20 protein-coding genes and 1 pseudogene are annotated in these 22,885 nt (G+C 72.1%); 9 read left to right on the top strand and 12 right to left on the bottom strand.

Features of this window, described 5'->3' with window-relative positions; genetic code table 11:
• Positions 1-375: FxsA family protein (locus tag E1258_RS04595; protein ID WP_132397116.1), on the top strand; the 375-nt coding region annotated here is incomplete at its 5' end.
• Between the two features lie 77 nt (positions 376-452).
• Here E1258_RS04595 and E1258_RS04590 read toward each other — a convergent pair.
• Positions 453-794, bottom strand: coding sequence for an RNA polymerase-binding protein RbpA (locus tag E1258_RS04590; RefSeq protein WP_007070998.1), 342 nt, complete (start codon positions 792-794; stop codon positions 453-455).
• Positions 795-1,035: 241 nt separating this feature from the next.
• On the opposite strand from E1258_RS04590, the gene E1258_RS04585 reads away from it, so the two are divergent.
• Positions 1,036-2,517 (top strand): peptide MFS transporter, encoded by a 1,482-nt coding sequence (locus E1258_RS04585; protein WP_132397114.1) that lies wholly within the window; start codon positions 1,036-1,038, stop codon positions 2,515-2,517.
• A gap of 54 nt (positions 2,518-2,571) precedes the next feature.
• On the opposite strand, the gene E1258_RS04580 is transcribed toward E1258_RS04585, so the two are convergent.
• Positions 2,572-3,717, bottom strand: coding sequence for a hypothetical protein (locus E1258_RS04580; protein ID WP_132397112.1), 1,146 nt, complete (start codon positions 3,715-3,717; stop codon positions 2,572-2,574).
• 474 nt (positions 3,718-4,191) lie between these two features.
• Between E1258_RS04580 and E1258_RS04575 the strand changes: the two genes are divergently transcribed.
• Entirely contained in the window at positions 4,192-4,854 is a 663-nt protein-coding gene (locus tag E1258_RS04575; RefSeq protein WP_243715182.1) for a TetR/AcrR family transcriptional regulator, read from the top strand.
• 197 nt (positions 4,855-5,051) lie between these two features.
• Here the strand turns inward: E1258_RS04575 and E1258_RS04570 are convergent, their stop codons facing one another.
• Together E1258_RS04570 and E1258_RS04565 are read right to left on the bottom strand one after the other, a co-directional pair.
• Complete coding sequence (locus E1258_RS04570; protein WP_165949636.1) at positions 5,052-5,582, bottom strand: maleylpyruvate isomerase N-terminal domain-containing protein; 531 nt, start codon at positions 5,580-5,582, stop codon at positions 5,052-5,054.
• A gap of 384 nt (positions 5,583-5,966) precedes the next feature.
• Positions 5,967-7,907: an ATP-binding domain-containing protein gene (locus E1258_RS04565; RefSeq protein WP_243715181.1), complete on the bottom strand. Its 1,941-nt coding sequence runs from the start codon at positions 7,905-7,907 to the stop codon at positions 5,967-5,969.
• Positions 7,908-8,143: 236 nt separating this feature from the next.
• Here E1258_RS04565 and E1258_RS04560 point away from each other — a divergent pair, with 236 nt between their 5' ends.
• The gene (locus E1258_RS04560; RefSeq protein ID WP_132397106.1) at positions 8,144-8,530 is read left to right on the top strand and encodes a Tn3 family transposase; all 387 of its coding nucleotides are present in this window, start codon (positions 8,144-8,146) and stop codon (positions 8,528-8,530) included.
• A 22-nt stretch (positions 8,531-8,552) separates the two neighbouring features.
• Positions 8,553-9,209: a flavodoxin family protein gene (locus E1258_RS04555; RefSeq protein ID WP_132397104.1), complete on the top strand. Its 657-nt coding sequence runs from the start codon at positions 8,553-8,555 to the stop codon at positions 9,207-9,209.
• Here the strand turns inward: E1258_RS04555 and E1258_RS04550 are convergent.
• The 7 genes and pseudogenes from E1258_RS04550 to E1258_RS34370 form a co-directional block, all read right to left on the bottom strand.
• Positions 9,152-9,688, bottom strand: a complete 537-nt coding sequence (locus tag E1258_RS04550) for a hypothetical protein (protein WP_132397102.1) — start codon at positions 9,686-9,688, stop codon at positions 9,152-9,154. The genes E1258_RS04555 and E1258_RS04550 overlap by 58 nt on opposite strands.
• On the bottom strand, positions 9,678-10,070 hold the full coding sequence (locus E1258_RS04545) for a carboxymuconolactone decarboxylase family protein (RefSeq protein WP_132397100.1): 393 nt from the start codon (positions 10,068-10,070) through the stop codon (positions 9,678-9,680). The genes E1258_RS04550 and E1258_RS04545 overlap by 11 nt, the downstream gene beginning before the upstream one ends.
• A 3-nt stretch (positions 10,071-10,073) precedes the next feature.
• Positions 10,074-11,279 (bottom strand): MFS transporter, encoded by a 1,206-nt coding sequence (locus tag E1258_RS04540; RefSeq protein ID WP_256370955.1) that lies wholly within the window; start codon positions 11,277-11,279, stop codon positions 10,074-10,076.
• A 7-nt stretch (positions 11,280-11,286) separates the two neighbouring features.
• The gene (locus E1258_RS04535; RefSeq protein WP_132397096.1) at positions 11,287-11,799 is read right to left on the bottom strand and encodes an aromatic-ring-hydroxylating dioxygenase subunit beta; all 513 of its coding nucleotides are present in this window, start codon (positions 11,797-11,799) and stop codon (positions 11,287-11,289) included.
• Entirely contained in the window at positions 11,796-13,115 is a 1,320-nt protein-coding gene (locus tag E1258_RS04530; protein ID WP_243715180.1) for an aromatic ring-hydroxylating dioxygenase subunit alpha, read from the bottom strand. The genes E1258_RS04535 and E1258_RS04530 overlap by 4 nt, the downstream gene beginning before the upstream one ends.
• A complete protein-coding gene (locus E1258_RS04525) occupies positions 13,112-14,278 on the bottom strand; it encodes a glycosyltransferase (protein WP_132397092.1) in 1,167 nt (388 codons plus the stop codon). Before E1258_RS04525 ends, E1258_RS04530 begins: the two co-directional genes overlap by 4 nt.
• 331 nt (positions 14,279-14,609) lie before the next feature.
• A pseudogene (locus tag E1258_RS34370) lies at positions 14,610-15,496 on the bottom strand (NPP1 family protein).
• A gap of 426 nt (positions 15,497-15,922) precedes the next feature.
• Between E1258_RS34370 and E1258_RS34365 the strand changes: the two are divergent.
• From E1258_RS34365 to E1258_RS04500, 3 genes are read left to right on the top strand one after another with little or no spacing between them, the layout of a single operon-like run.
• The gene (locus tag E1258_RS34365) at positions 15,923-16,669 is read left to right on the top strand and encodes a sugar phosphate isomerase/epimerase (protein ID WP_243715179.1); all 747 of its coding nucleotides are present in this window, start codon (positions 15,923-15,925) and stop codon (positions 16,667-16,669) included.
• On the top strand, positions 16,662-18,560 hold the full coding sequence (locus tag E1258_RS04505) for a heparinase II/III family protein (RefSeq protein ID WP_243715178.1): 1,899 nt from the start codon (positions 16,662-16,664) through the stop codon (positions 18,558-18,560). Before E1258_RS34365 ends, E1258_RS04505 begins: the two co-directional genes overlap by 8 nt.
• A complete protein-coding gene (locus tag E1258_RS04500; protein WP_132397090.1) occupies positions 18,547-20,514 on the top strand; it encodes a DUF2264 domain-containing protein in 1,968 nt (655 codons plus the stop codon). The genes E1258_RS04505 and E1258_RS04500 overlap by 14 nt, the downstream gene beginning before the upstream one ends.
• 45 nt (positions 20,515-20,559) lie before the next feature.
• Here E1258_RS04500 and E1258_RS04495 read toward each other — a convergent pair whose 3' ends face one another.
• Entirely contained in the window at positions 20,560-21,657 is a 1,098-nt protein-coding gene (locus E1258_RS04495; RefSeq protein WP_132397088.1) for a substrate-binding domain-containing protein, read from the bottom strand.
• A 168-nt stretch (positions 21,658-21,825) separates the two neighbouring features.
• Here E1258_RS04495 and E1258_RS04490 point away from each other — a divergent pair, with 168 nt between their 5' ends.
• The gene (locus E1258_RS04490; protein WP_132397122.1) at positions 21,826-22,839 is read left to right on the top strand and encodes a hydroxyacid dehydrogenase; all 1,014 of its coding nucleotides are present in this window, start codon (positions 21,826-21,828) and stop codon (positions 22,837-22,839) included.
• Positions 22,840-22,885 lie beyond the last annotated feature (46 nt).

Here is a 22,885-nt window from a genome sequence, read left to right as displayed (position 1 = left end):
GTGTTGCTGCGCCGGGAGGGCATGCGGGCGTGGCGGGGGTTCCGGGCTGCCGCGCAGGCGGGTGCGCCGCCGGGTGAGCAGGTCACCGACGGGCTGGTGGGGCTGGTGGGGGCGTTGCTGCTGGCGGCGCCGGGTCTGGTTTCCGGGCTGGTGGGGGTGTTGCTGCTGGTGCCGCCGGTGCGGCGGCTGGCCCGTGCCGGGGTGCGTCGGGCCACGGAGCGTCGGGTGTCGTCGATGGTCGCCGGTGACCTGTTCGGGCCACGTCGGGTGCGGGTGCGCCGGGGTGATGCGCAGTCGGGGCCCGCGCCGGAGCCGGCCGCGCCGACGGTCCTCGACGGCGGCCGGGCCATCGAGGGTGAGATCGTCGAACGGTAGGAACCCGCAAGGTGTACGGCGAACACCCCGGGGAGTCGGACCTCCCCGGGGTGTTCGCGTGTGGTTGGGGCGGTGGGTCAGGCCCGGCCGCGTCGGGTGCGGACCTCCTGGAGCCGCTCGGCGAGGATGTCCTCCAGCTCGGCGATCGAGCGGCGTTCCAGCAGCATGTCCCAGTGGGTACGCGGCGGCTTGGCCTTCTTCTGCTCCGGCTCGGTGCCGTCGACCAGCCGGGCGACGCTGCCGTCGAACTTGCACTCCCAGGTCGTGGGGACCTCGGCGTCGACGGCGAACGGCACCTCGAACTGGTGGCCCTTGGCGCAGAGGTACTCGCGGGTCTGACGCGGCGCGAGCTCCGTGTTGCGGTCGGATTCGTAGCTGACCGCGCCCAGACGGCTTCCGCGCAGCATACGCTCGCCCATGATCGATTTCCCCTCGTTCGTGGTGCTGGTCTTCAGGTCCAACGGTCCGTGTCGGCCGGGCCATTCCCGCCTCCGCCGGGCCACACCCCGCCCACCGGGCAGGGCACGGCAGGCCCGCCACCCTGCAAGGGTAGCCGGCTACGCCAGGTGCCCGGCGGGGTCGTCCCGGCCGGGCGAATCGGTGGGAGTGTTTCGGCGGTTTACGGGGATGTTACCCATTCCCAGCCGCGCGGAGGTGTCAATGTCCAGTGACGCGCCGGTTGCCCGCCGGCCCCCCGGCGGGCGGACCTTCCTCGGGCACCCCCGGGCCCTGGCCACCCTGTTCCTCACCGAGATGTGGGAGCGGTTCAGCTTCTACGGCATGCGGGCGATCCTGGTGCTGTATCTGACCGCCGCCGTCGCCGACGACGGCCTGGGCCTGCCCGAATCCACCGCCAGTGCCGTCTACGGCGCGTACAACGCGATGGTGTACCTGATGGCGCTGCCCGGCGGGTGGGTCGCCGACCGGCTCCTCGGCGCCCGCCGGTCGGTGCTGTGGGGCGGCGTCGTCATCGCCTGCGGCCACTACGTGATGGCGGTGCCGGCGGCGTGGAGCGTCTTCGCCGGCATGGCGCTGATCGTGGTCGGCACCGGGCTGCTCAAGCCGAACATCTCCACAATGGTCGGCGACCTCTACGACCGGGACTCCCCGCGTCGCGACGCCGGGTTCTCGATCTTCTATCTGGGCATCAACCTCGGGGCGTTCATCGCGCCGCTGGTCACCGGCCTGCTCGGCGAGAAGATCAACTGGCATCTGGGGTTCGCCGTCGCCGCGGTCGGCATGACCTTCGGGGTCATCCAGTACGCCCTGGGACGCCGGCACCTCGGCGACGCCGGGGCCCGACCCGCTGACCCGCTGCTGGGCGCCGACCGTCAGCGGGCGCTGCGGCGCATCGGGCTGGTCACCGCCGCCGCCGTGCTCGTTGTGGCCGCGCTCGCGACCGCCGGGCTGTTCACCGTCGACGCCGTGGTCAACCTGCTCACCGTCGCCACGGTGGTGGTGGCCGTCGGGTACTTCACCCGGATCCTCACCGACCGGGAGATCAGCGGCACCGAACGCAGCCGCCTGAAGGCGTACCTGTGGCTGTTCGTGTTCGCCGCGTCGTTCTGGCTCATCTACGACCAGGCCGGGTCGGTGCTGAACATCTTCGCCGCCGACAACACCGACCGCGACGTGCTCGGGTTCACCTTCCCCGCGTCCTGGCTCCAGTCGGTCAACCCGATCCTGATCATTGTCGGGGCGCCGCTGTTCGCGGTGCTGTGGCTGCGGCTGGGGCACCGGGTCGGCACCCCCGTGAAGTTCGCCGTCGGTCTGGTGCTCAACGGCCTGTCGTTCGTGCTGATGGCCGCCGCGGCGCAGGTCGCCGTCGGCGGCGACCTGGTCTCCCCGTGGTGGCTGGTCGCCGTGTACGCCATCCAGGTCGCCGGCGAATTGTCGCTGAGCCCCGTCGGCCTGTCCGCCACCACCAAACTCGCCCCGGTCAAGTACGCCAGCCAGATGATGGGCCTGTGGTTCCTGGCCACCGCCGTGGGCGACGCGATCGGCGGGCAGGTCGCCCGGCTCGCCGAGACCTGGCCGGAGCCCATCTACTTCCTCACCTTCGGGGCGGCGTCGGTGCTGCTCGGCCTCGGCGCGGTCATGTTCGCCCGGCACATCCGGACGCTGATGGCCGGCATCCACTGACACCGCCGGCCGACGGCGGGCGCGGGCAGACCCCCGACGTGACTCGTGCCGGCCTCAGCGCGGCGCGGCGCCCAGCCGGGCCAGCGCGGCGGCCAGGTCGCTGACCTGGTCGACCAGCTGTGCCGAACGTCGCTGCGCGGCGTCGCGTTCGGCCTCGGCCGCACGCAGCCGGGCGTCCAGCTCGCCGAGGCGGCCCTCCACGGCGGCGGCGGCCTCCCGGGCGGCGGCCAACTGGGCGGCGGCCGCGTCGCGGGCGGCGGCGGCCTCGGCCAGCCGCGCCGACAGCGCCGCCGTGGCATCCCGGGCCGCCTGCGCCTGCGCCCGGGCGGCCTCGGCCTCACGCCGCGCGTCTGCCGCGTCGGCGCGCAGCCGGTCGGCCTGCTCGCGGGCCCGCTGTGCCTCGGCGCGGGCGGCGTCGGCGCCCTGCGCGGCGGATCGGGCGTCGGCGCGGGCCCGTTGCGCCTCGGCGTCGGCCTGCTCGGCCCGCCGACGGGCCTGCGCCGAGGCGTCGGCGTCGCGGCGCGCGTCGGCGCGGGCGGCGTCGCGCTCGACGGTCAGGTCCGCGGCGCGCTGCCGCTCGGCGTCGCGTTCGCCGCGCATCGCACGCAGCTCGTGGCGGGCCGCGTCGCGGTCCCGCTCGGCCTGCACCCGTAGCGCCTGCGCCGCGCCCGCCTCCCGGCGCGCGCCGTCGCGGGCCGCCACGGCGGCGTCGGCCCGCTGCCGGTCGGCGGCCGCGTCGGCCTGCGCGGCGTCGGCCCGAACCACGGCGGCGTCTCGTTCGGCGGCGGCCGTGCGGGCCTGCTGGCCGGCCCGGGCGGCGCCCGCCGCCGCGTCCTGCGCCTCGCGGCGGGCCTCGTCGCGTTCGGCGTGCGCCTGGGCCAGCTCGGCGGCGGTCTCCGCGCGCAGCTGCGCCAACTGCCGCTGCACCCCGACCGGGGACAGCTCCGTGTGCAGCGTCTCGGTGAGGGTCTGCACGATCTGGTCGAGCCGGTCCACCGCCTCCCAGGTGCGGGCCACCTGTCCCGGCAGGCCGGGGGCGTTGCGGTGGCGCATCCGGCTGTTGCGTGAGGCCCGCTGGCAGGCGCCGTCGTTGTCCCGGCAGTAGCGAAACGGCCGGCCCGCGCCGGCCCGCTGGGGCACGTCGCGTCCGCAGTGCGCGCAGGGGCGGGTCTCGGCGGTGGGGGAGGGCTGGTCGTCCATCGAGGCGGAAGTCTAGCGACGGCCTCCGTCGGGCCCGGCCGACGGGCAGCGGCGCGGGCTGGCCCGCATCGGGTGCGCGGGCAATCCGATGCCGGCGGTGGGCCGGGCCCCCCGCCGCGGCCGGGACGCAGACGTCGGCATCATCGGCCGGGGCCAGCCGGGACAGCGCGGGGGCCGCGCGAACGGCAGCAACTGCATCCCGGTGAACCACATACGGGGCATCCGGCCAGCACCAGGTCGTCGTCGCACAGCAGCAGCGGTCCGGGTACGGTGACCCATGACCCATGACCCATGACCCATGACCCATGACCCATGCACTCATGCCGAGGCAGCCGGCGGCGAAGCCGATCAGCGGTCCGCGCGGCAGGTCGGTGCCCAGCGCGCGGGCGGGCCGGGGGCATGGTCTGCGTTCCTTCGACGGCACACCGCCCCAAATCCAACAGTTGCTGGATTGCAGGGGGGACAATGGCGGCCATGACCATGCCCCGACGGCGCCCCGGCCGGCCCCGGCGTTCCGAGAGCCGCGACACCCGCGAGGTGGTGCTGACCGCCGCCACCGAGCTGTTCGCCGCGCGGGGCTTCGACGCCGTCGGGCTGCGGCAGGTCGCCGCCGCCGCCGACGTCGACGTCGCCACGGTCTCCCACCACACGGGTACGAAGGCGCAGCTCTACGACGCCTGCTTCGCCCGGGTGTTCGTCGCGGAGCGGGAGGCGCTACAGGCGGCGACGCGGGCGGCCCACGACGCCCTCGGCACCGGCCCCGCCGCCGCCCGGAAAGCGCTGCACGACCTGGTCGACGTGTTCGTCGACTTCTTGCAGGAGCACCCGGAGACCACCGCGCTGTGGCTGCGCCGCTGGCTGGAGCCGCACCGGCACGCCGACCTGGACCAGCGCTACTCCGCGCCGCTGTACGAGTTGGTGGAGGAACTGCTGCGGGCCGCTGCGGCGGCCGGCGCGCTGGTCGAGCCCACCCCGCACATCACGGTGCGCAGCCTGGTCTGGGCCGTGCACGCGCACGTGGTGGCGTTGGCCGCCGGTGGCACGTCCCCGGCGCGGGAACGCCGGGAGTTCCGCGACTGGATGCACCGGTTCCTCGACGGTCTGTACTGGGCCGGGCAGGAGCGGTGGGCACCATAGCCTGCCGGTGCGCGCGGGGCCCGGTGGGCGGCCGGCGCGGTGAGCACCTTGACGCGGGCCCCCGACCGTTTCCGATCCATCGAATGTTGGATCGAAGGCGGGGCCTGGCTGCGTAACCCGGTGGGTCCGCGGGTCGTGGTTCCGCCCGGTCAACGCCGTCCCCGTCCCACCGCACCGGCCCGCGCCGCCTCCCACGGTCAGGGCAGCGCGGCCTGCCACGTCCAGGAGCCGCGGCGGGGCCGGCCGGCGATCGCGGCCCGCCCGGTCATCCACAGCAGCACCTCGGCCGGCGGGCCGGGCGGGGCGTCCGGGAACAGCCGGGCCAACACGACGGTGGCCAGCCGAGCGGGCAGCTGCCAGTCCACCCCCAGGCCCCGGGTGATGTCGTAAGTGTGTAGCAGGGTCTCGGCCACGCCCATCGCGGCGAACCCGGTCGGGTCGCAGGGGCCGAAATGCCAGGCCCGCAGGGCCGGGTCGGCCGCGTCGAGGGCGACGGCGAGCAGGTTGCCGCACGCGGCGGCGACCGCCAGCGCCTCGGCCGGCGACGCGGCGGGGGAGACCACCAGATCGAACGGCAGGTAGCCATCCGCAGGCCGCCCAGCCAACTGCCCCGCATAGGCGAGCAAGTCATGCGCGACGTGCGCCACCGTGGTCCAGCAGCTCCACTCCAGCGTCCCCGCCGCGACCGTCCAGTCGCCTCCGACGTGTGACCCGAGAACACGGATCATCTCGTCGACCGCGACGCGTACCTCCGCCCCGCCGGTTCCCGTCACACCCCTGTCGCTTCTCGTTCGATCTGGCGAATCTGGCGCGGGTTGACCTGCGGGTTCGCCAGTTGGGCGTGGTGTGGTCACTGGTCATCGTCTCTCAGTTGAAGGGCGTTGACGGTGCTGCGGAAGCCTCCCCTGCCGACGACGGTCCCTGGCCGTGGGAGCCAGTCTACGGAGGCACGTGGCCGGATGACTCGGCCCGGGATCCGGGAAGCGCAGTGGTCGTGTAGGTTTCCGCGCAAACCGGGCAGGGCTGTTTTCCACACCAGCACCCGCCGCCAGAGCAGGTGAGAAAGAGCACCGACGGCGATGCCGGCACCTCGACAAACAGAGCGGTGTGAATCAGGCCCGCTCACTTCCGATGACCGTGACCCTCCGGGTGGCCCTGGTCAGCGCCACGTAGAGGTCGCGTTTACCGCTGGGGCGGGCCGCTTTGATCCGATCGGGGTCGACCACAACGACCGCGTCGAACTCGAGCCCTCGCGCCCGGGAGACCGGCAGCACCCGCGCCCGGTCTCCGAGCTCGGCGGCCAGCCGGGCCGCGTCCGCGTCGGCGCAGATCACCGCGGTGAGCTCGCCGGGTCGCAGCTCGTCCGCGACGGTCGCGCCGGTCAGGACGCGCGGCGGCTCGCCGTGCCGCAGCGACCGGCTCGGCGGCTGCTCCGGGGCGATCTCGGCGAGCAAGTCGCGGCTCGCCTCGAGGATCTCCGCGGTGGTGCGGTAGTTGACAGTCAGCGTGTGGACGGTGATCCGGGTGCCGAGCGCCTCGGTCCAGCCGCTCACCGTGGAGACCGGGCCGGCCTGGGCGAAGTCCCCGACCACGGTCATCGACCGGCTCGGGCAGCGGCGTAGTACGGCCCGCCAGTCCATCTCGGTGAGCTCCTGCGCCTCGTCGACGACGACATGTCCGTATACCTCGCCGGGCGGGCCGTCGAGCAGCTCGCGTGCCTCGTCGAGCAGAGCGAGGTCGGCCGCGGTCCACGGTGCGCCCGGCTCGCGGCCCAGCTCGGGATGGGCGGCGAGGAGATCCTCGACCGCCTCCTCGGCGGACAGTGGTGGCCAGAGGCTGGTGACCGCCGAGTCGAGGGCGGGACAGGCGCGCAGATCCGCGCGGGCCGCGGCCGGGTCGACCAGCCGGACGGTGACCGCCGGGACACCGGCCAGCCCGAGCGAGCGCAGGTCAGCCGCCACCGCCTCGTCGAGGTCGACGCCGGTGGCCACGGCGGCCTCCGCGTCGCACCGGTCCAGCTGCTCGCGGACGGCCCGGACCCGCGCCTGCGCGGCATGGTCGGCCAGCCGTTCTCGGAACGCGGCCCGGCCCGGGTTGTGGGGCAGGCCCGCCGCGGCCGCGAGGGCGTCGCCGACCGCCGCGGCGTCGAGCGTGATCCGGTCCGGCCCGGCCGGCAGGGTAGCCGCCGTGGCGGCCGGCCGCCGGGCCCGCACCAGGGTGGCCATCTCGGCGGCGAGGGTGGCCCGGCCCTTGCGCCGGGCCACGTCGAGCGGCTCGGCGGCGACCGGGCCCGACCCGCCGATCTCGGCGCGGGCGACCAAGCGCACGTCATGCTCCCCGAGCGACGGCAACACCTGCGAGATGTAGTCGAGGAAGCGCGCGTCCGGGCCCACCACCAGGACGCCCCGGGCGGCGGGCGGGTAGGCGAACAGCACGTACGCGGCCCGGTGCAGCGCCACCACCGTCTTGCCGGTGCCCGGTCCGCCCTGCACCACGGTCACGCCCCGCCCCGGTGCGCGGATTACGGCGTCCTGTTCGGCCTGCAGTGTGGTGACGGCGTCGCGCATGCGGCCGGTACGCGGTGCGCTCAGCGCCTCGGCGAGCGGCCCGTCGCCGACCACATCCCCTGCCCTGGGCGGCGAACCGTCGAGCAGCTCGTCGGCGATTCCCACCACTGTCCGCCCGTCGAGCCGCAGGTGCCGGCGTCGGCGCAGGCCCATCGGGTGGGCTGGCGTCGCGGTGTAGAACGGTCGGGCTGCCTCGGCCCGCCAATCGACGAGCAGTGGTTCGCCGTCGGCCCACAGCCCGCGGCGGCCGACGTGCAGCGGCTGCGCGCCGGTGCGGTCGATGCGCCCGAAGCACAACCCCGGCTCGGCGGACTCGAGACCGGCGAGCCTGCCGGCCAGCATCGCGGCGACTGCGGGCCGCTCGGCAGGTGGCACGGCGTCCAGCGCGGCCTGCTCGGTGCGCACTGCGGCGACCTCGGCATCCAATCGTTGGTACATGGCGGACACGTGGGACTGTTCGGCGGCGATTTGTTCGTTCGGCTCCACGTCCACCTATTGTCGGCAGAATCTCCGAAAAGGTAAGGCTTGACTTACTTCATCGGCTCAGCCGGCGCGGGGGGTATCCTACGGTCGTTCGACGACGCCCCAGAGTTGGTCGTCCCCGACGGAATCTGCCACCGCCGCAGCCCGACCCCGACGCTGCTGACCGGCCGACAAGCCGGACGGCGTGTCACCCAACGCGAAAGCTGGCCGGGCACCCGTATGCGCGAGCTGGCGACGTTGTGGCCACGGTGCGGTGGCTGGAGGTGCAGGTTCTGGAGCTGATGGCGCTGTATCCGGACTTCCCGGCGGCGTTCACCTCGGCTTCCGGCGGCACGTCGCGGCTGGCGGACCTGCAGGTTGCGGTCGCGGCACTGTTGACCGCGCACGCGCTCAACGTCGGGTTCGGGCCGGTGATCGCCGGCACGGAGGCGTCGACCCGCGACCGGCTCGCCCACGTCGACCAGGTCGTCTCGTACGCCCGGATCTCCGCCGACGTCGGGCGTGACGAGCGAGACGCACCCTTGCGATACCCGTTTCGGTGGTGCTCAATTGTGAGTAGGTTGAGGCTGCCCCGGTGTGCGGCCACCAGGGGGCTTCGTCAGGTGGCCGGTCCTGGGTGGCGCTGAGCGGACAGGGGAGGCCCTTCGGATGAAGATCGTCGCGTTGTCCTGCACGCAGAAGCGTCTCCCGTCGCTGACCGACGCGCTGCTCGAGGCGGCGATCGCCGGCGTCGTCCGGGAGGTCGGCGACGCGGAGATCCAGCGGATTCGGTTGATCGACCATCGCATCGCGATGTGCGAAGGCGAGGACACCTGCCTTGATCCCGAGGCGGGCCGGTGCACGCTCGACGACGACTTCGAGCATGTCGTCGATCTGGCCGAGGGCGCGCAGGCGATGCTGCTCGCCATGCCGGTGTACGCGGGGAACGTACCCGCGGTGCTGAAGATCTTTCAGGAACGCTTGAAGAGCTTCATGAACGCCAGGCAACGCCCGTTCGGCAACCTGCTGGTGGGGACGATCGTGCATTCGCGCACGATGCTGACCGAGCCTGCACTGGGATCGTTGTTCCCGTGGTACCTGCGCCTACGGAACAAGAACGTGGCGTCGGCGTGCTTCACCCAGAACGATCATCAGGACCTGACCCGCACCGCGGCGCTCGACCTGTGTGTGGCCGTGGGCCGGCAACTCGGCATGACGCTCGACGGCAGCCGGTCGCAGGCCGTCGACCGCACGGCACTGCCGTTGGTTCAATCACCGGCTCGTCCGCGGTGCGGTGACCCGGCCGCGTCCTCTGCCGGAGCGTGAGGAGACTCCGCACGCCAGGTGCACCCGTCGCCCGACTGTTCGCACGACACCGTGACGTCCGGTTCCACGTAGCGGGCGGCGATGGCGGTGTTGAGTTCCTGGCAGTACGGGCACGGTGACGAGAACGTCAGGACCACGCCGGCGCGGGCGGCCCGTTTGCGGTACCGGAGGATCCCACAGTCGGCGTTGCGCAGGACGGTGCCCGAGGGCTGGGGCTCACTGGTCACCGCCGAGTCGTACAGCAACAGCTGACGCTGCAGCCGGGTCATGAAGTGATCGGTGGCGGACACCCCGGCGGGCCGTTGCGCTTGCAGCAGCTCCGCGGTGATGCGGGAGTTCGCCTGGATCCACGCAGCCAGGCCTTCTTCGCCGTGCTCTTCCAGGATGAACTCCTCTGCGGCCGCCTGGGCCTCGAAGAACCGTTGGCGCCACAGGTCGACCTTCTCGGCCGGGTCGAGGGAGGACCATTCACTGGTCATGGTCGGCGTCCCTGCCGGTGGCGCCGTCCAGCTCGGCGAAGACCTCCTGGGCGACGCGCAGCCCGTTGTTGGCGACCGGCCAGCCACCGTAGTAGGCGAGCTGAATGATGACTTCGACGATCTTCTCTCGTGACATCCCGAGGTGCAGGGCGGCACCGATGTGACCGCGCAACTCCCAATCGGTCCGCGCCAGCGTGACCGCGGTCAGCGCGACCAGTTCGCGCTCCTCGACGCTCAGGTGCGGGCGGGTCCAGATCTCGCCGAACAAGTGCTCGACGGTGATCTGCAGGAACTCCGGGTGGGAACCCGGACGCGGTTCGCGGCCGAAGACCCGCTGGAACATGGCCTCACCCCGCTCATGTCGGGCAGACGGCTGATTCATCGATCAACTCCTTCGTGTTGGTCGAACAGTTGTCAACGTCCACGACGCCACGAAGGCGACGACCAGCAGCACGGCGCCGCTGCCGAAGGCGGCCGGAACACTCACCCGCTCGGCGATGAGCCCGACGACGACCGGTCCGACCACGGCGCCGACATCGCTGCACATCGAGAAGACGGCGACGCCGCTGCCGGCCCGGCCGGCGACGACGTCACCGATCAGCGCGGCCGGTGCGGCGTTGAGCAGCGCTGATCCCGCCGCGTACACACTGAGCAGGACGACGAGCCAGGCGTACCTGTCCACGAACACCAGGGCGGTGATCGCCGCCGCAGCCACACCGGTGCCGGCGATCATGGCGGGCCGGCGGCCGGCCCGATCGACAACCCGGCCGGCCGGCATGATCAGCAGCGCCTGAACGACGGCGGATATCGTGAACGCCCACCCGACCCACGTCACGTCATGCCGCCACGCCACGACCACCGTGGGGACCAGTGCGCTGCGCAGCCCGAACAAGACCCATCCCTGCGCCAACGCCGCGAGGCAAGCCACCGGGTAGCGTCGGTCCCGCAGCAGGACCGACAGCCCGACCACGTCACGGCCAGGTGCTGCGCCGGCGGTTCGACCGGTGCGCAGCACCGCCAGTGTCAGCACCGCGGCGGCCAGCAACAGCACGGCGTACGCCACGAACGGCGCGGACAGGGCGACGAGAGCAAGGAGCCCGCCCAGTGCCGGTCCGCAGATCCCGCCGAGCAGGAAACCCGCTTCGAACACGGCGCTGGCCCGGCCCCGCTGGTCGGCTGGCGAGATCGCCAGGAGCGTCGCCAGTGCGGACACCGAGAACAGCACTGAGCCGACGCCGCCGAGGCCGCGGAACACGAGCAGCTGCCCGTAGGACCCGGCGAACGCCGTCAGGGCCGAGGAGACCGCACACAGCAGCAGGCCGGCGACCAGGACTCGCCGCTCCCCGAAACGAACTCCGAGCCGGCCGCAGAACGGACTGGTGGCCAGCCGCATCAACGCGAACAGGGCGACGAGCGCTCCGATCTGGGTGGGCCCGGCCCCGAACGTCGCCGCGTACACCGGCAGCACCGGGAGCACCAGTCCCAGGCCCAGCATGACGCAGCCACCAACGACACTGAGGACGTAGACCTCGCGGGGGAGACTCGGGACGGCGGCAGCGGGTGGGACGCTGCCAAGGCCGGCCGCCGTCACTGTCCGATCACAGGATGATGCTGAGCTTTCCGTGCTCGTACAACGTCTCGTGGTCGAGCGCCACGACCCGTCTGCGGACCCGGAACGACTCGCCGTCGACGACGAGTTCGAGCCGGCATTTTCCGACGTAGGCGTCAGAGCGCCCGTGCCCGAACCGGTACACGATGACATTCGCCGCCACGTCGAGGTGCGTGCCCCGATCGGTCAGGATCTCCACGTTGCTGATCGTCCGATTCGTCCGCGACCGAGGGTTCTCGCACCACACCTCACCGTTGAGGAGCTGCTCGATCCGCTGGCGCAGCCGGGCCGCGTCGTCGTCGATGAGCCCGAGCGCATCGGCGGTCTCGCCGCGGACGTCGGTGGCCGGCACCGAGTAGCGGATGTCGTCGGTCAGCATCTCGTCGTACCACTCGAGCAGGCGCCACTCGTCGAGCAGCCGCGCCTCACGGAAAAGGAACTGGCTCACCCGGTGCCACAACCGCACCTGGGCCGTTTCGTCGACCGTCAGCTCGATGGTCATCGTGGTTCTGCCCCTTGCGTCTCGGCCAGGTGAGCGACCTCGAGGTGACCGTCGTCGCCGTGCATCAGCCGGTCCCACTGCCGCCAGAACTCGCGGGCGGGAAGCTCGTCGGTCGTCTCCGGGACCTGCTTGCCCATGCCGCGTGACAGATCCGAGTAGCGGACCGTGCGGTTGAGATAACCCCGCTGGCACGACTCGATGATCTCGATGTCGTCGGGGGTGGCGAAGCCGGCGGGGCCGAGAAAGGTCAGGTAGTGACTCTTGCGGAGTTTCCGAATGTCCGGATCCTCGTCCTTGGGGGCCAGGGCGACCGAGGTGATGGCCATCTGGCCGGCGCCGATCGGGTCGATCTTGCGGATCGTGATCGCGATCGCGTCGATGATCATCAAGTTGGGGAAGATCAGCAGCGCACGATTGGTGCCGGTGATCCGTTCGGCGCGTTCGGCGCCGAACCGGTCGACGAACCGTGCGGCCGTCGCCTCGATCCGAGGTCGGACCTCGGCGTCGAACATCGGCGTCCAGTAGGCGAGCGGGCGGGCTGCCGCCGGTGGCAGCTCGTTGGCTCCATGCCCCAGTCCGAGGGCGCGGCCGAAGCCGCCTCGTCGCCGTGGTGGCAACGACCCCAGCGACTCCATGTAGCCGACGTAACGCTTGTGCAGGGCCCGGAAGTGGTAGATGTCGACGCTGTTCTCCATCATGAGCTTCCAGTTGGCCCGAGCCCCGTGGAGTTGCGCACCCTGGATCACCTCCATCCCGACCTCGGACTGGTCGTCGATCAGATCGAGGTACTCCGTCGCATCCGCCAGGTACTCGGTCAAGGTGCGCGGCTGCTGTGGATCGAAGGTGACGAACACGAAACCGCGGTAGCTGTCACTACGGTGCTGGGCCAGGCCGAAGTCCGCCTTTCGGAAGCCCGGCCCGTACCCGTCCGGGATCGGGACCCCGACCAGGTCGCCCTGGTTGGAGAACGTCCAGTCGTGATACGGGCACCGGAACGACCTGGCCTGCCCGGCCGGCTGCGAGCAGATCAGAGCCCCGCGGTGAGTGCAGCTGTTCGCGAACACCCGGATCACCCCGTCGGACCCGCGCGCCATGACCACCGGGCGCCCGCCGACGTCGCGTGCCACGTAGGAGCCCGGCCCGGGCACCTCCGATTCGTGCCCGACGTACAACCAGCAGCGATCGAAGATCCTGGTCATCTCCCGTGCGGCCAGGGCGTCGTCGGTGTAGGCGCGGCGATCCACGCGGAACGAGAGCCGCTCAAGGTCATCGAATACGATCGGGTCGCCCACCGGCCGCTGCAGTTCGATCGTCACTGCTCCCCCTTTCGCTGTAGCGTCTCGACGGTGCTGATGACCAGCTCGGCCGTACGCACGGCAGAATCGCCGCACTCCGGCTGCGCAGCGCGCAGCCGGGCCCGGTAGTCCCGGGCGGGATCGAGCAGATCGGTGACAGCGTCAGCGACCGCCTGCTCGGTGACGCCGGCCGGCTGCAACGCCGTCCCGAAGCCCGCGTTACCCACGAAGTACGCCTGAACAGGCTGATCCACAGCCAGCGGGATCACCAGCATCGGTGTCGCCGCCCGGATCGACTCCGCCACGGAGTTGTACCCGCCATGGGTGATGAACACGTCGGCGCGCTCGAGCACCTCACGTTGCGGCAGATACGGGGCGGTGAGCACTTCGTCGGGCAGCGCGAGCTCCTCGGCGAGATCTCCTACCGCAGCGATCACCTGTGCACCGGTCGCCGCCGCCCCGGTGATCACCGTGCGCAGCAGGTCCGGCCGCCGGTAGAAGATCGTGCCGAAGGAGACGTACACCACCGGGCGGTCGGGGTCGATCCGGTCCAGGCCCGAGAAGGCGACCTCGTCGCCGCGGGTACCCGCCGCACCCGGCAACCCGACCAGCTGCACACCGTCGTCGGTGACCGCGTCGTGCCCGACGAGAGCAGGAATCGTCGGCATCAAATTGAGAATCGGCGAACGGGCCGAATGAGTCCGGGTCGACCACAACACCCCGCGCCTGGTCAGGTAGTCGCCGACCTGCTCGTCGTACGGCCAGCGACCTCGTCGATGCTCGCTCGGGCATACGCCACCCAGGTTGGCCCAGATCATTCCGTACGGCACGCCGGACGCCTGTGCGCCGACCATGGCCGACGCCGTGACCGGCAGCGAATCGACGAGCACGAAGTCCGGCGCCGTCGCACGGAGCGCGTCAGCTGTCTGGTCTGCCACCGGCGACGACTGGAGCATCGGGCCGATCTTCGCGGGGTCGCCGCTCCACGGCGCCATCTCGACCTGCCCGATCGCGTGGACCTGCGTCTTGCCCAAGGCCTGGCGACGCCGTTCGTCGAGCGCGCCACCGTCGGCAGACAACAGCAGCAGCTCAACCTCACTGCCAGCAGTTCGGAGCGCATTGACCACCGGAACATACGGGTTCAGGTGACCGTGCTGGGTCGTGGTGAGGAGGGCGACGCGCATCAGATCTCCGATCCATCGAAAGAAGACGAACAGGGCGACTCAGGATCTGGCTCTGGATGCACCACAGCGGCCACGACCGCGACACCCCCTGCCTTCAGAAACGAGTCGAGACGGCGACGCACGAACGGCAGAACTCCGCCCCCGGACAGGCGAGAACGCCCGGCAGGTGAAAGGGACCGTCGACGTCCAGGTACTACTAAGAGGCTCTACGCATTCCCCACCATCGCTGAGGGACACATCGGTCGACGCTACTCGGAACAACCTCGAAATAACCGGGTTCACCACCTGCCTTAGGCGGTTTCACAAAGCCTGCCGGGATGCGCAATCGATGTCAATGCCCCTCAACTGGCAGCTGTCCCAGTCGTACTCGGCGTCCTCGCGGTGCAGGTCCCGGTATTCGAGCTTGGTGGGGTCTCGTCCATATTCGGCAATGGGCGTGGACAGTGGCGCGTTCGGCGGTGTACCGGGCGACCGAGCGAGCCGCCGCCGTGGAGTCGTCAGGTTCAGGCCGGGGTGGGCTGATGAGGGCCTGGACGACGACGAACACCGCGATGGCGAGTACGAGGTAGGCGAAGGCGGGGCTGAGACGTTTCGCGGCTAGTCGGGCGCCGAGGCGTCCGGCGGCGAGGGAGCCGGTGGAGGCGGCGGCGATGCGGTAGTCGAGGGTGGCGTCGCCGGCGGCGGAGTTGATGACGATGATGACCCCTGCCCGGGCAGGGGTGTTCCCGCGCAGGCTCACACGTCCGGGCTGAAGGGGATCCCGGCGGGCAGCGCCTCTCGCAACATGGCAGCGAACGTGCCGTCCTTCAGGCCGAAGTTGGCGCTGGGCGGAGGTCGCCACGTAGCGCGCCCGGTCGCCATGCACCCAGACCACGACGTGCTCCCAGTCGTGCCGATGCCCGCTCTGGACGTTGGCCACGAGTTGGTCCTTCTCGAAGTACAGCCGTACGCGTAGGCGCACCAGCCGTTGTCGCAGGCGTGCCGCGAGTACCCGTTGGCGTTGTCCAGGTCGGACCGGTCGCGGCACTGTCCGGCGAGCGGGCCGGTCGGCTTCAGCCCGCCGTTGAGCGTCCCGTCGGGGCCGATCGCCGGGGCCGGGTAGCAGCCGTCGGTGTCGTAGTCGTAGGCGGGTTGCCACTTCCGCTCGGCCGTCTCCGCGTTGCCCGGCAGTTTCCGGTGCGTCGTGGCGAGGGCGACGCCGGCCCCGGCGACGACCATCGTGGCGGCACCGACCACGGCGACCAGCGACCGCAGAACGTGCCGGGTCCGCACCCTGCCTCGCCGGCCACGCCCGGGATCGTCGGCGGCGGACAGCGCTACGGGATCGGTCATACCGAAAACTCCTCACGTCTGGTCCAGGTTGGGCACGAGTGTCGCCACGGAAGCTGTCCAGCGCCAGACGCCCATGCGTCTATGTCCCGAACTGCTGCCACGGGGGGACACGGCGTCATCGTCAGGTGACTGCGGGCTGACCAGCCGGGATGCGCGCCGTCGGTCCGGGGGCGACGGAGCCAGGCCGTCCGTGCGACCCCTTGCTCCGTGCCGCTGGTTGATCTACGCTCGGAAAGCGCTTACCCCACCCCGTCTGCCGAGAGGGCGAGCGTGCCACCAGTGAACCGGCCCCTGTCTCCCGGCATCTGCTCGGTGACCCTTCGACACCTGCCCGCGTCGACGGTGCTGGATGTCACCGCCGACGCCCGGCTGTCCTGCGTCGAATGGGGTGCCGACGTGCACGTCCCGCCGGGTGACCGCGCGACGGCGGCCCGGGTACGCGCCGAGGGCCTCGACCGGGGCATCCGGGTCGCCTCCTACGGCTCCTACTTCCGCGCCGGTCCGCACACCGCCGACGACTTCACTGCCGTGCTGTCCAGCGCGGTCGCTCTCCGCGCCCCGCGGATCCGGATCTGGGCCGGCACCGTCGGCTCCGCGGCGGCCACCGTCGAGCAGCGCCGGGCGGTGGCCCACGAGACCCGCGCCGCCGCACGGCAGGCCAGCGACGTCGGCATCGACCTGGCCTTCGAGTACCACTGCGGCACGCTGACCGACACCGTCGGGTCGACACTGGACCTGCTCGCCGACGTCGGGCATCCCGGCGTGCGCACGTACTGGCAGCCAAACGTGGGGCTCGCCGACGCCGACGCCCTCGACGACCTGCGGCAGGTGCTGCCCTGGGTCGACACGGTGCACGTGTTCTCCTGGTGGCCCCGGCAGGAGCGCCTGCCGCTGGCGGCCCGCGACCGGCTCTGGCGCGACGTGTTCACCCTGCTGCGCGGCACCGGACGCCAGCACGACACCCTGCTGGAGTTCGTGGTCGACGACGACGCCGACCGGGTCGCCGACGAGGCCGCCACGCTCACCCGCCTCATCGCGGAAGGCGACGAGCGTGAGTGACCGGGGACCACTGGCCCGCCGCTGGGAGTTGCTCGGCGCCGACGTCCGGGCGGCCGCCCTCGCACGGGCCCGGGAGGCGATCGGGCTCGCCCTGCCCGGTGACCGGCGGGCCTGGTCCCACGTGGACGAGGTCACCGCCCGCGCGATCATCGAGCGGGCCGAGGCGAACCGGCGCAGCCCGTGGCCGCAGCTGCGGCTGTCCGACTACGCACGCTACTGGCGCGACGGCAACCGCACCGCCTACGAGGAGCCGGCCGGCGAGCTGCGCCGGCGTACGTCCGTGGCGGTGCTGGCCGCGGTGCTCGGCGGGCAGCCGCACCTCGACGAGGCGGCGGACGGCCTGCTGGCGCTCTGCGAGCAGACCACCTGGTGCTGGGCGGCACACGAATCCTTCGCCGCGGAGCGCGGGCAGGTGCTGCCCGACCCCGACCGCCCCTACCTCGACCTCGGCGCCGCCGAAACCGTCGCCGTGCTGGCCTGGGCCGACCTGCTCCTGGCCCCGGCCCTGGACGCCCGGGTGCCCGGACTGCGTGACAGGATGCGTCGGGAGGCCCGGCGGCGCGTCGTCGAGCCGTTCCTGGGCAGCCGCAAGTGGCACTGGCTCGGCCTGGACGGGCACCTGCACAACTGGAACCCGTGGATCCACGGTCATCTCCTCGCGACCGCCCTGTTCCTGGTCGACGACGCACCGGTGCGGGCTCGGGTGGTCGACCTCGTCGTCGACGGCCTCGACCGGTACCTCGCCGCCCTGCCCGCCGACGGCGGCTGCGACGAGGGCTACGCCTACTGGTGGAACGGGCCGGCACGTCTCGCCGAGGCCCTCGACCTGCTCGACCGGGCCACCGACGGGCTGCTGGACCCGTGGCACTGGGCGCCCCTGCCCGAGCTGGCCCGGTACCCGCACCGGATGGCGCTCGGCGACGGGTGGTACGTCAACGTCGGCGACGGCCCCGCCCGCCCCGACGCCGAGCAGGCGTGGCACGTGTTGCACCGGTGGGGTCGGGCCACCGGCGACCAGCAGGTCGTCGCGCACGCGGCGAGCCACCGCGTCCCGGGTACGCCGGCGGTGACAGCCGACGCCGGGCTGGGCAGGGCCGTGCTCGGGCTCGTCGACGCGTCGTGGGCCGCCCAGTCGCCGGCTGCCGCGCCGTTGCCCGCGACGTCCTGGCTGCCCGACGTCGAGGTGCTGGTCAGCCGCGAACATGCCGGCTCCACCCGAGGGCTGTGCGTGGCGGTCAAGGGCGGGCACAACGACGAGAACCACAATCACAACGACGTCGGTTCCTACCTGGTGGCGCTGGACGGGGTGCCCGTGCTGGTCGACCTCGGGCAGCCGACCTACACGGCGATCTCCTTCACCGCCCGGCGGTACGAGCAGTGGATCACCCAGAGCCAGTGGCACAACCTGCCGGTCGTCAACGGCCACGGGCAGTCTCCCGGGCCCGGGTTCCGGGCCACGGCGATGACCGTCGACCTCGGTGCGGACGGCGACACCGCCCGACTCGACCTCGTGGGCACGTACGCCCCGGACGCCGGCTGCCGGTCGTGGCAGCGGCAGGTACGCCTCGACCGGCGTACGGGGACGGTCGCCGTGACCGACGCCTGGCAGGTCGACCACCCAACCGACGTCCGGCTGCACCACGTGATCGCCGGCGATCCGCTCGCCCACCAGGCCGGGGAGCTGACGATCCGCTCCCTCGGCGGGCGCGTGCTCACCCTGGCGTGGGATCCGCACGCCGGAGCCGGACGGCTCGAACGGCACGTCGTGGACGATCCGCTGCTGTGCGGTGTCTGGGGTGGGGCCGTCCACCGGCTGGTCCTCGTGCCGCCGGCAGCGACCGCCGGCTCGTTCACCCTGACCGCCTCGGGAGGCCAGCATGACCGCCGATGACAGGCGACTGTCCCCGTTCACCGGCTACACCCGGGCGCATTGGGCCGCCTCGGCGGACCGGATGCTGCTGGCCCTGCGGCCGTACGCCTCGGTCGACCATGCACGGATCGACCTGCCGGGGCGCGCCAGCGCGTACGGCCGGGACAGCGACTCGCTGGAGGCGTTCGCCCGGTCGTTCCTGCTGGTCGCGATCCGCCTGCGCGGCGAGTCGGGCGCGGATCCGCACGGACTGGCCCAGTGGTACGCCGACGGGCTGCGGGCCGGCACCGATCCCTTTTCGCCGACGGCGTGGCCGCGCCCGGACCGGCTCGGCCAAGCGAAGGTCGAGGCCTGCTCGATCGCGCTGGGCCTGCACCTGAGCCGGCCGTGGCTGTGGGATCTGCTGATGCCCGGTGACCGCGAGCGGATCGTGGCCTGGCTCGGCACCGTGGTCGGGCAGGAGTACCCGCCGATCAACTGGGTGTGGTTCCAGATCGTCGTCGAGACGTTCCTGCGTTCGGTGGGTGGCCCGTGGTCGGCGGAGGACGTGGAGCGCGGACTACGTGTCCACGAGTCGCTGTACCGCGCGGACGGGTGGTACAGCGACGGACCCGAGCGGGCCTACGACCACTACGGCGGGTGGGCCCTGCACGTCTATCCGCTGCTCTGGGCGGAGATGGCCGGCGAGTTCTGCCCCGATGGGCTCCGCCGCGCCTGGCGGGAGCGGCTCGCCCGGTTCCTCGACGACGCCGTGTGCCTGATCGGCGCGGACGGCTCCCCGCTGTTGCAGGGCCGCAGCCTCAGCTACCGGTTCGCCGCCGCCGCACCGTTCTGGGTGGGCGCGATGACCGGCGCCAGCGATCTGGCCCCAGGGGTGCTCCGGCGCGCGTGCAGCGGCATCCTGGCGCATTTCGAGGCAGAGGGGGTGCCGGACGAGCGAGGGCTGCTGACACTCGGTTGGCACCGCGAGTGGCCGGCGATGGCGCAGTCCTACTCCGGCCCCGGCTCGCCGTACTGGGCGGCCAAGGGGATGCTCGGGCTGGCCCTGCCCGCCGACCATCCCGTCTGGACGGAGCCGGAGGGGCCGCTGCCGGTCGAACGGGGGGACGTGGCCGTCGCGCTGCCGATACCCGGCTGGTTGATCAGCGGCACCCACCGGGACGGTCTGGTGCGGATCGTCAACCACGGCACGGACCATTCGGTGCCGCACGACGAGCGGGCGGACTCGCCGTTGTACGCCCGGCTGGGCTACTCGACGGCCACCCTGCCGCCGCTGGTCGGGGCGGCGGTCGGCGACCCGTCGGACAATTCCGTCACGGTGGTCGACGGTACGGATCGGTTCAGCCATCGCAACGGTTTCGAGGCGCTGGGCTGTGACCTGGTCGACGGCGTGGGCCGGGCATTGTCGCGGGCCCGGGCACACTGGGTCGCGACGGAGGACGACCACGGTCCGGACCACGGCTCGGGCCGCCGGGGTGCGGTTCGGCACGGTCCGACGCTGACCATGGGGTCGCTGCTGCGCGGCGCGGTGGAGGTGCGGGCGGCTCGGGTCGACTCGTCGGTCGGGCTGGACGCCGCGACCCGGCTGGAGTTCAGCGGTTGGCCGGTGGCCGGCGACGGGCCGCCCGGGGTTCGGGTGCTAGCCGATCCCGGCGTCGAGGTGACCGGTGACCGGTTGGTCTCCTGCCTGGTGGGGCTGGTCGGGCTCGACGCCGCCGAGGCACGCCGGGAACGACACACCTCCCCGCTGGGCGAGCATGTGGCGGTGCCGCTGCTGCGGACCGCGCGGGCGCCCCGGGTGGGCGGTGTGTACGTGGCGGCGGTTGTCCTGCGGGGGGCGGACGCGGCGCAGACCGCGCTGCCGACCGTGACGGTACGGCTGGACGGGACGGCGGACACGGTCACCGTCCGGTGGCCGGACGGGGTGACGTCGACCCTGTCCCTGCCGTCTCGCCCCAGCGCGGAGGCGACCTGAGACGGCGCGGGGTCGCCGCCGGCCACAAGCAGCGGACTCGGCCGGTCAGCGGGACGGGCGGGGGGTGGACGAGTCCCGGATCACGAGTTCGGGGGTGATCAGCACGCGCTGCGAGGAGCGGCGTCTGCCCTCCAGCAGCCGGGCCACCATCAACTCGACCGCCACCCGGCCCACCTGACTCTTCGGGGGCCGGACCGCGGTCAGGGCCGGCTCGGCCAGATGAGCGACCTCGTCGTCGTACGACACCAGGGCGAGGTCGTCGGGGATGGACACTGCCTGCTCGGCGCAGTACTGGGCAATGGACATCGCGTCGGGATCGCCGTGCACGATCAGCGCCGTGGTGCGTGACCGCCGACACCGGCGCAGGATGCCGTCGATGATTTCCCGGTGCCCCGGCGCGTCCAGCGCGACCGCCTCCCGGATCACCATGTCGTCGGGCAGGCCGAGGTCGGCGCAGGCCAGCGCCCACCCATGGGCCAGGTGGGCGGAGGTGGGGCTGCCCTTGGAGAGCACGAGTCCGATCCGGCGGTGGCCGTGCTGGTGCAGGTGACGCACCGCCATCTCCAGGCCCAGCGAGTGGTCGCTGCGCACCCACTCCAGCTGGCGCAGGGTGGGTGTCCATCGGGGTGTCTGCCGCTCCACCAGGATCGTCGGCACGGGCAGGTTCCCGATCCAGCCGATCATCTCGTCGACGCCGTCGCCTTCCAGGCTGGGTGCCAGCAGCAGCCCTTGGACCTGCTGCGACTCGATGAGTCGGGTGATCTGCCGGCGGTCTTCCTCCGGGTCGTAACTGGACCCGCGTAGTTGGATGTGCACGCCGAGGGAGGCGGCGGCGTTGCGGGCGCCGGTGACGATCGACGGCCAGTAGTAGTCGAGCGACGGCACCACCATGCCGACGGTGAAGCGGGTGGGCGCCGGGCGTTGCCGCCGGGGCGCCGGCCCAAGCTGGGTGGGAAGCGTCGCCCCACCGTGAACCTTCGTCAGGAGGTTCTCCTCAGCCAGAACGGTGATGTCGCGGCGCACGGTGAGTTCGCTGACGCCGAGGGTGCTGGCCAGCTCCTTGACCCGCACCGCTCCGTGGCGACGCAACTCCTCCATGAGCCGCTCGCGGCGCTGGAGGTTGAACATCCGGTTCCTCGGCATGGAGCCGTCCTCCAGGCTTGTGTTCGTTCGTGATCGTTTCGGATCGATCCAGACTGCCTTGTAGCGACCGTGTTCGGAATAGGTTATCCATGTCACCGACGCGAATTCAAAGGCTTCGTGCCGGTCGAATGTCGGCCAACGATCCGTAATCGGGGAGACAGATTGACGGTGCAGACCAAGCAGCAGGCACTCGTCGTGATGGACCGGGACTCCTTCCGGGCCCACTTCGACGAGGCACGGCTGGCACGGCTCGCCGGGCTGGTCGCCCTGGCCGATCCGATCTGCGTGGACGAGCTGGACTCCCCGGCCGCTCGCGCCCGGATGGCGGCGGTCGAGGTGCTGGTGACCTCCTGGGGGGCGCCGACGCTGACCGCCGAGCGGCTCGCCGCAGCCCCGGCCCTACGGGCCGTCTTCCACGCCGCCGGCAGCGTCCGTTCCCTGGTCACCGGTGAGGTCTGGCGGCGCGGCATCCGGGTCACCAACGCCGCGGACGCCAATGCGATCCCGGTGGCCGAGTACACCATCGCCGCGATCATCTTCGCCGGCAAGAAGGCGCCGTTCATCGCCGCCGATCCCGAGGCGGCGTACCAGGGCTGGGGCCACCGCGACGGGTACGGGGACCTGTCGAACTACCGCCGGACCGTCGGCGTGGTCGGCTTCTCCCGGATCGGCCGCCGGGTGGTCGACCTCCTGGGTTGTCTCGACTCCGCGCAGTGTCTGGTGGCGGACCCGCACGCCGATCCCGCCGAGGTCGCCCTGGCCGGCGCGGCGCTGGTGGACCTGCACGAGCTGCTGCCGCGCAGCGAGATCCTGTCACTGCACGCGCCAGCGCTGCCGAGCACCTACCACATGATCGGCGCGGCGGAACTCGCGCTGCTGCCCGACCACGCGACGGTCATCAACACCGCCCGAGGCAGCCTGGTCGACTCCGAGGCTCTCGCGGCGGAGTGCCGCTCCGGTCGGCTCTTCGCGATCCTCGACGTCACCGAGCCCGAGCCGCTGCCCGCGGACGCCGCGCTGCGTGGCGCACCCAACGTCATGATCACTCCGCACATCGCGGGGTCGCTCGGCTCGGAGATCCTGCGGCTGACCGACCACACCCTCGACGAGCTGTCCCGGTGGATCGCCGCCGAACCGCTTCGGGCCGAGGTCACCCCCGAGGCCCTGACCCTGCACGCCTGACCACCCAGCGACTGCCCCGGTCGTCGCGCTTGAATCCCCCGATGAA

The organism is Micromonospora sp. KC207, assembly GCF_004348615.1.
GTDB lineage: Bacteria > Actinomycetota > Actinomycetes > Mycobacteriales > Micromonosporaceae > Micromonospora.
This window is presented reverse-complemented; position numbering and strand designations above follow the sequence as displayed.

Excerpts from the sequence above, each read along its gene's own strand:
- E1258_RS04590 (WP_007070998.1), bottom strand. The coding sequence starts at position 794 with ATGGGCGAGCGTATGCTGCGCGGAAGCCGTCTGGGCGCGGTCAGCTAC.
- E1258_RS04585 (WP_132397114.1), top strand. The coding sequence starts at position 1,036 with ATGTCCAGTGACGCGCCGGTTGCCCGCCGGCCCCCCGGCGGGCGGACC.
- E1258_RS04580 (WP_132397112.1), bottom strand. The coding sequence starts at position 3,717 with ATGGACGACCAGCCCTCCCCCACCGCCGAGACCCGCCCCTGCGCGCAC.
- E1258_RS04575 (WP_243715182.1), top strand. The coding sequence starts at position 4,192 with ATGACCATGCCCCGACGGCGCCCCGGCCGGCCCCGGCGTTCCGAGAGC.
- E1258_RS04570 (WP_165949636.1), bottom strand. The coding sequence starts at position 5,582 with ATGATCCGTGTTCTCGGGTCACACGTCGGAGGCGACTGGACGGTCGCG.
- E1258_RS04555 (WP_132397104.1), top strand. The coding sequence starts at position 8,553 with ATGAAGATCGTCGCGTTGTCCTGCACGCAGAAGCGTCTCCCGTCGCTG.
- E1258_RS04550 (WP_132397102.1), bottom strand. The coding sequence starts at position 9,688 with ATGACCAGTGAATGGTCCTCCCTCGACCCGGCCGAGAAGGTCGACCTG.
- E1258_RS04545 (WP_132397100.1), bottom strand. The coding sequence starts at position 10,070 with ATGAATCAGCCGTCTGCCCGACATGAGCGGGGTGAGGCCATGTTCCAG.
- E1258_RS04535 (WP_132397096.1), bottom strand. The coding sequence starts at position 11,799 with ATGACCATCGAGCTGACGGTCGACGAAACGGCCCAGGTGCGGTTGTGG.
- E1258_RS04525 (WP_132397092.1), bottom strand. The coding sequence starts at position 14,278 with ATGCGCGTCGCCCTCCTCACCACGACCCAGCACGGTCACCTGAACCCG.
- E1258_RS04500 (WP_132397090.1), top strand. The coding sequence starts at position 18,547 with ATGACCGCCGATGACAGGCGACTGTCCCCGTTCACCGGCTACACCCGG.
- E1258_RS04495 (WP_132397088.1), bottom strand. The coding sequence starts at position 21,657 with ATGCCGAGGAACCGGATGTTCAACCTCCAGCGCCGCGAGCGGCTCATG.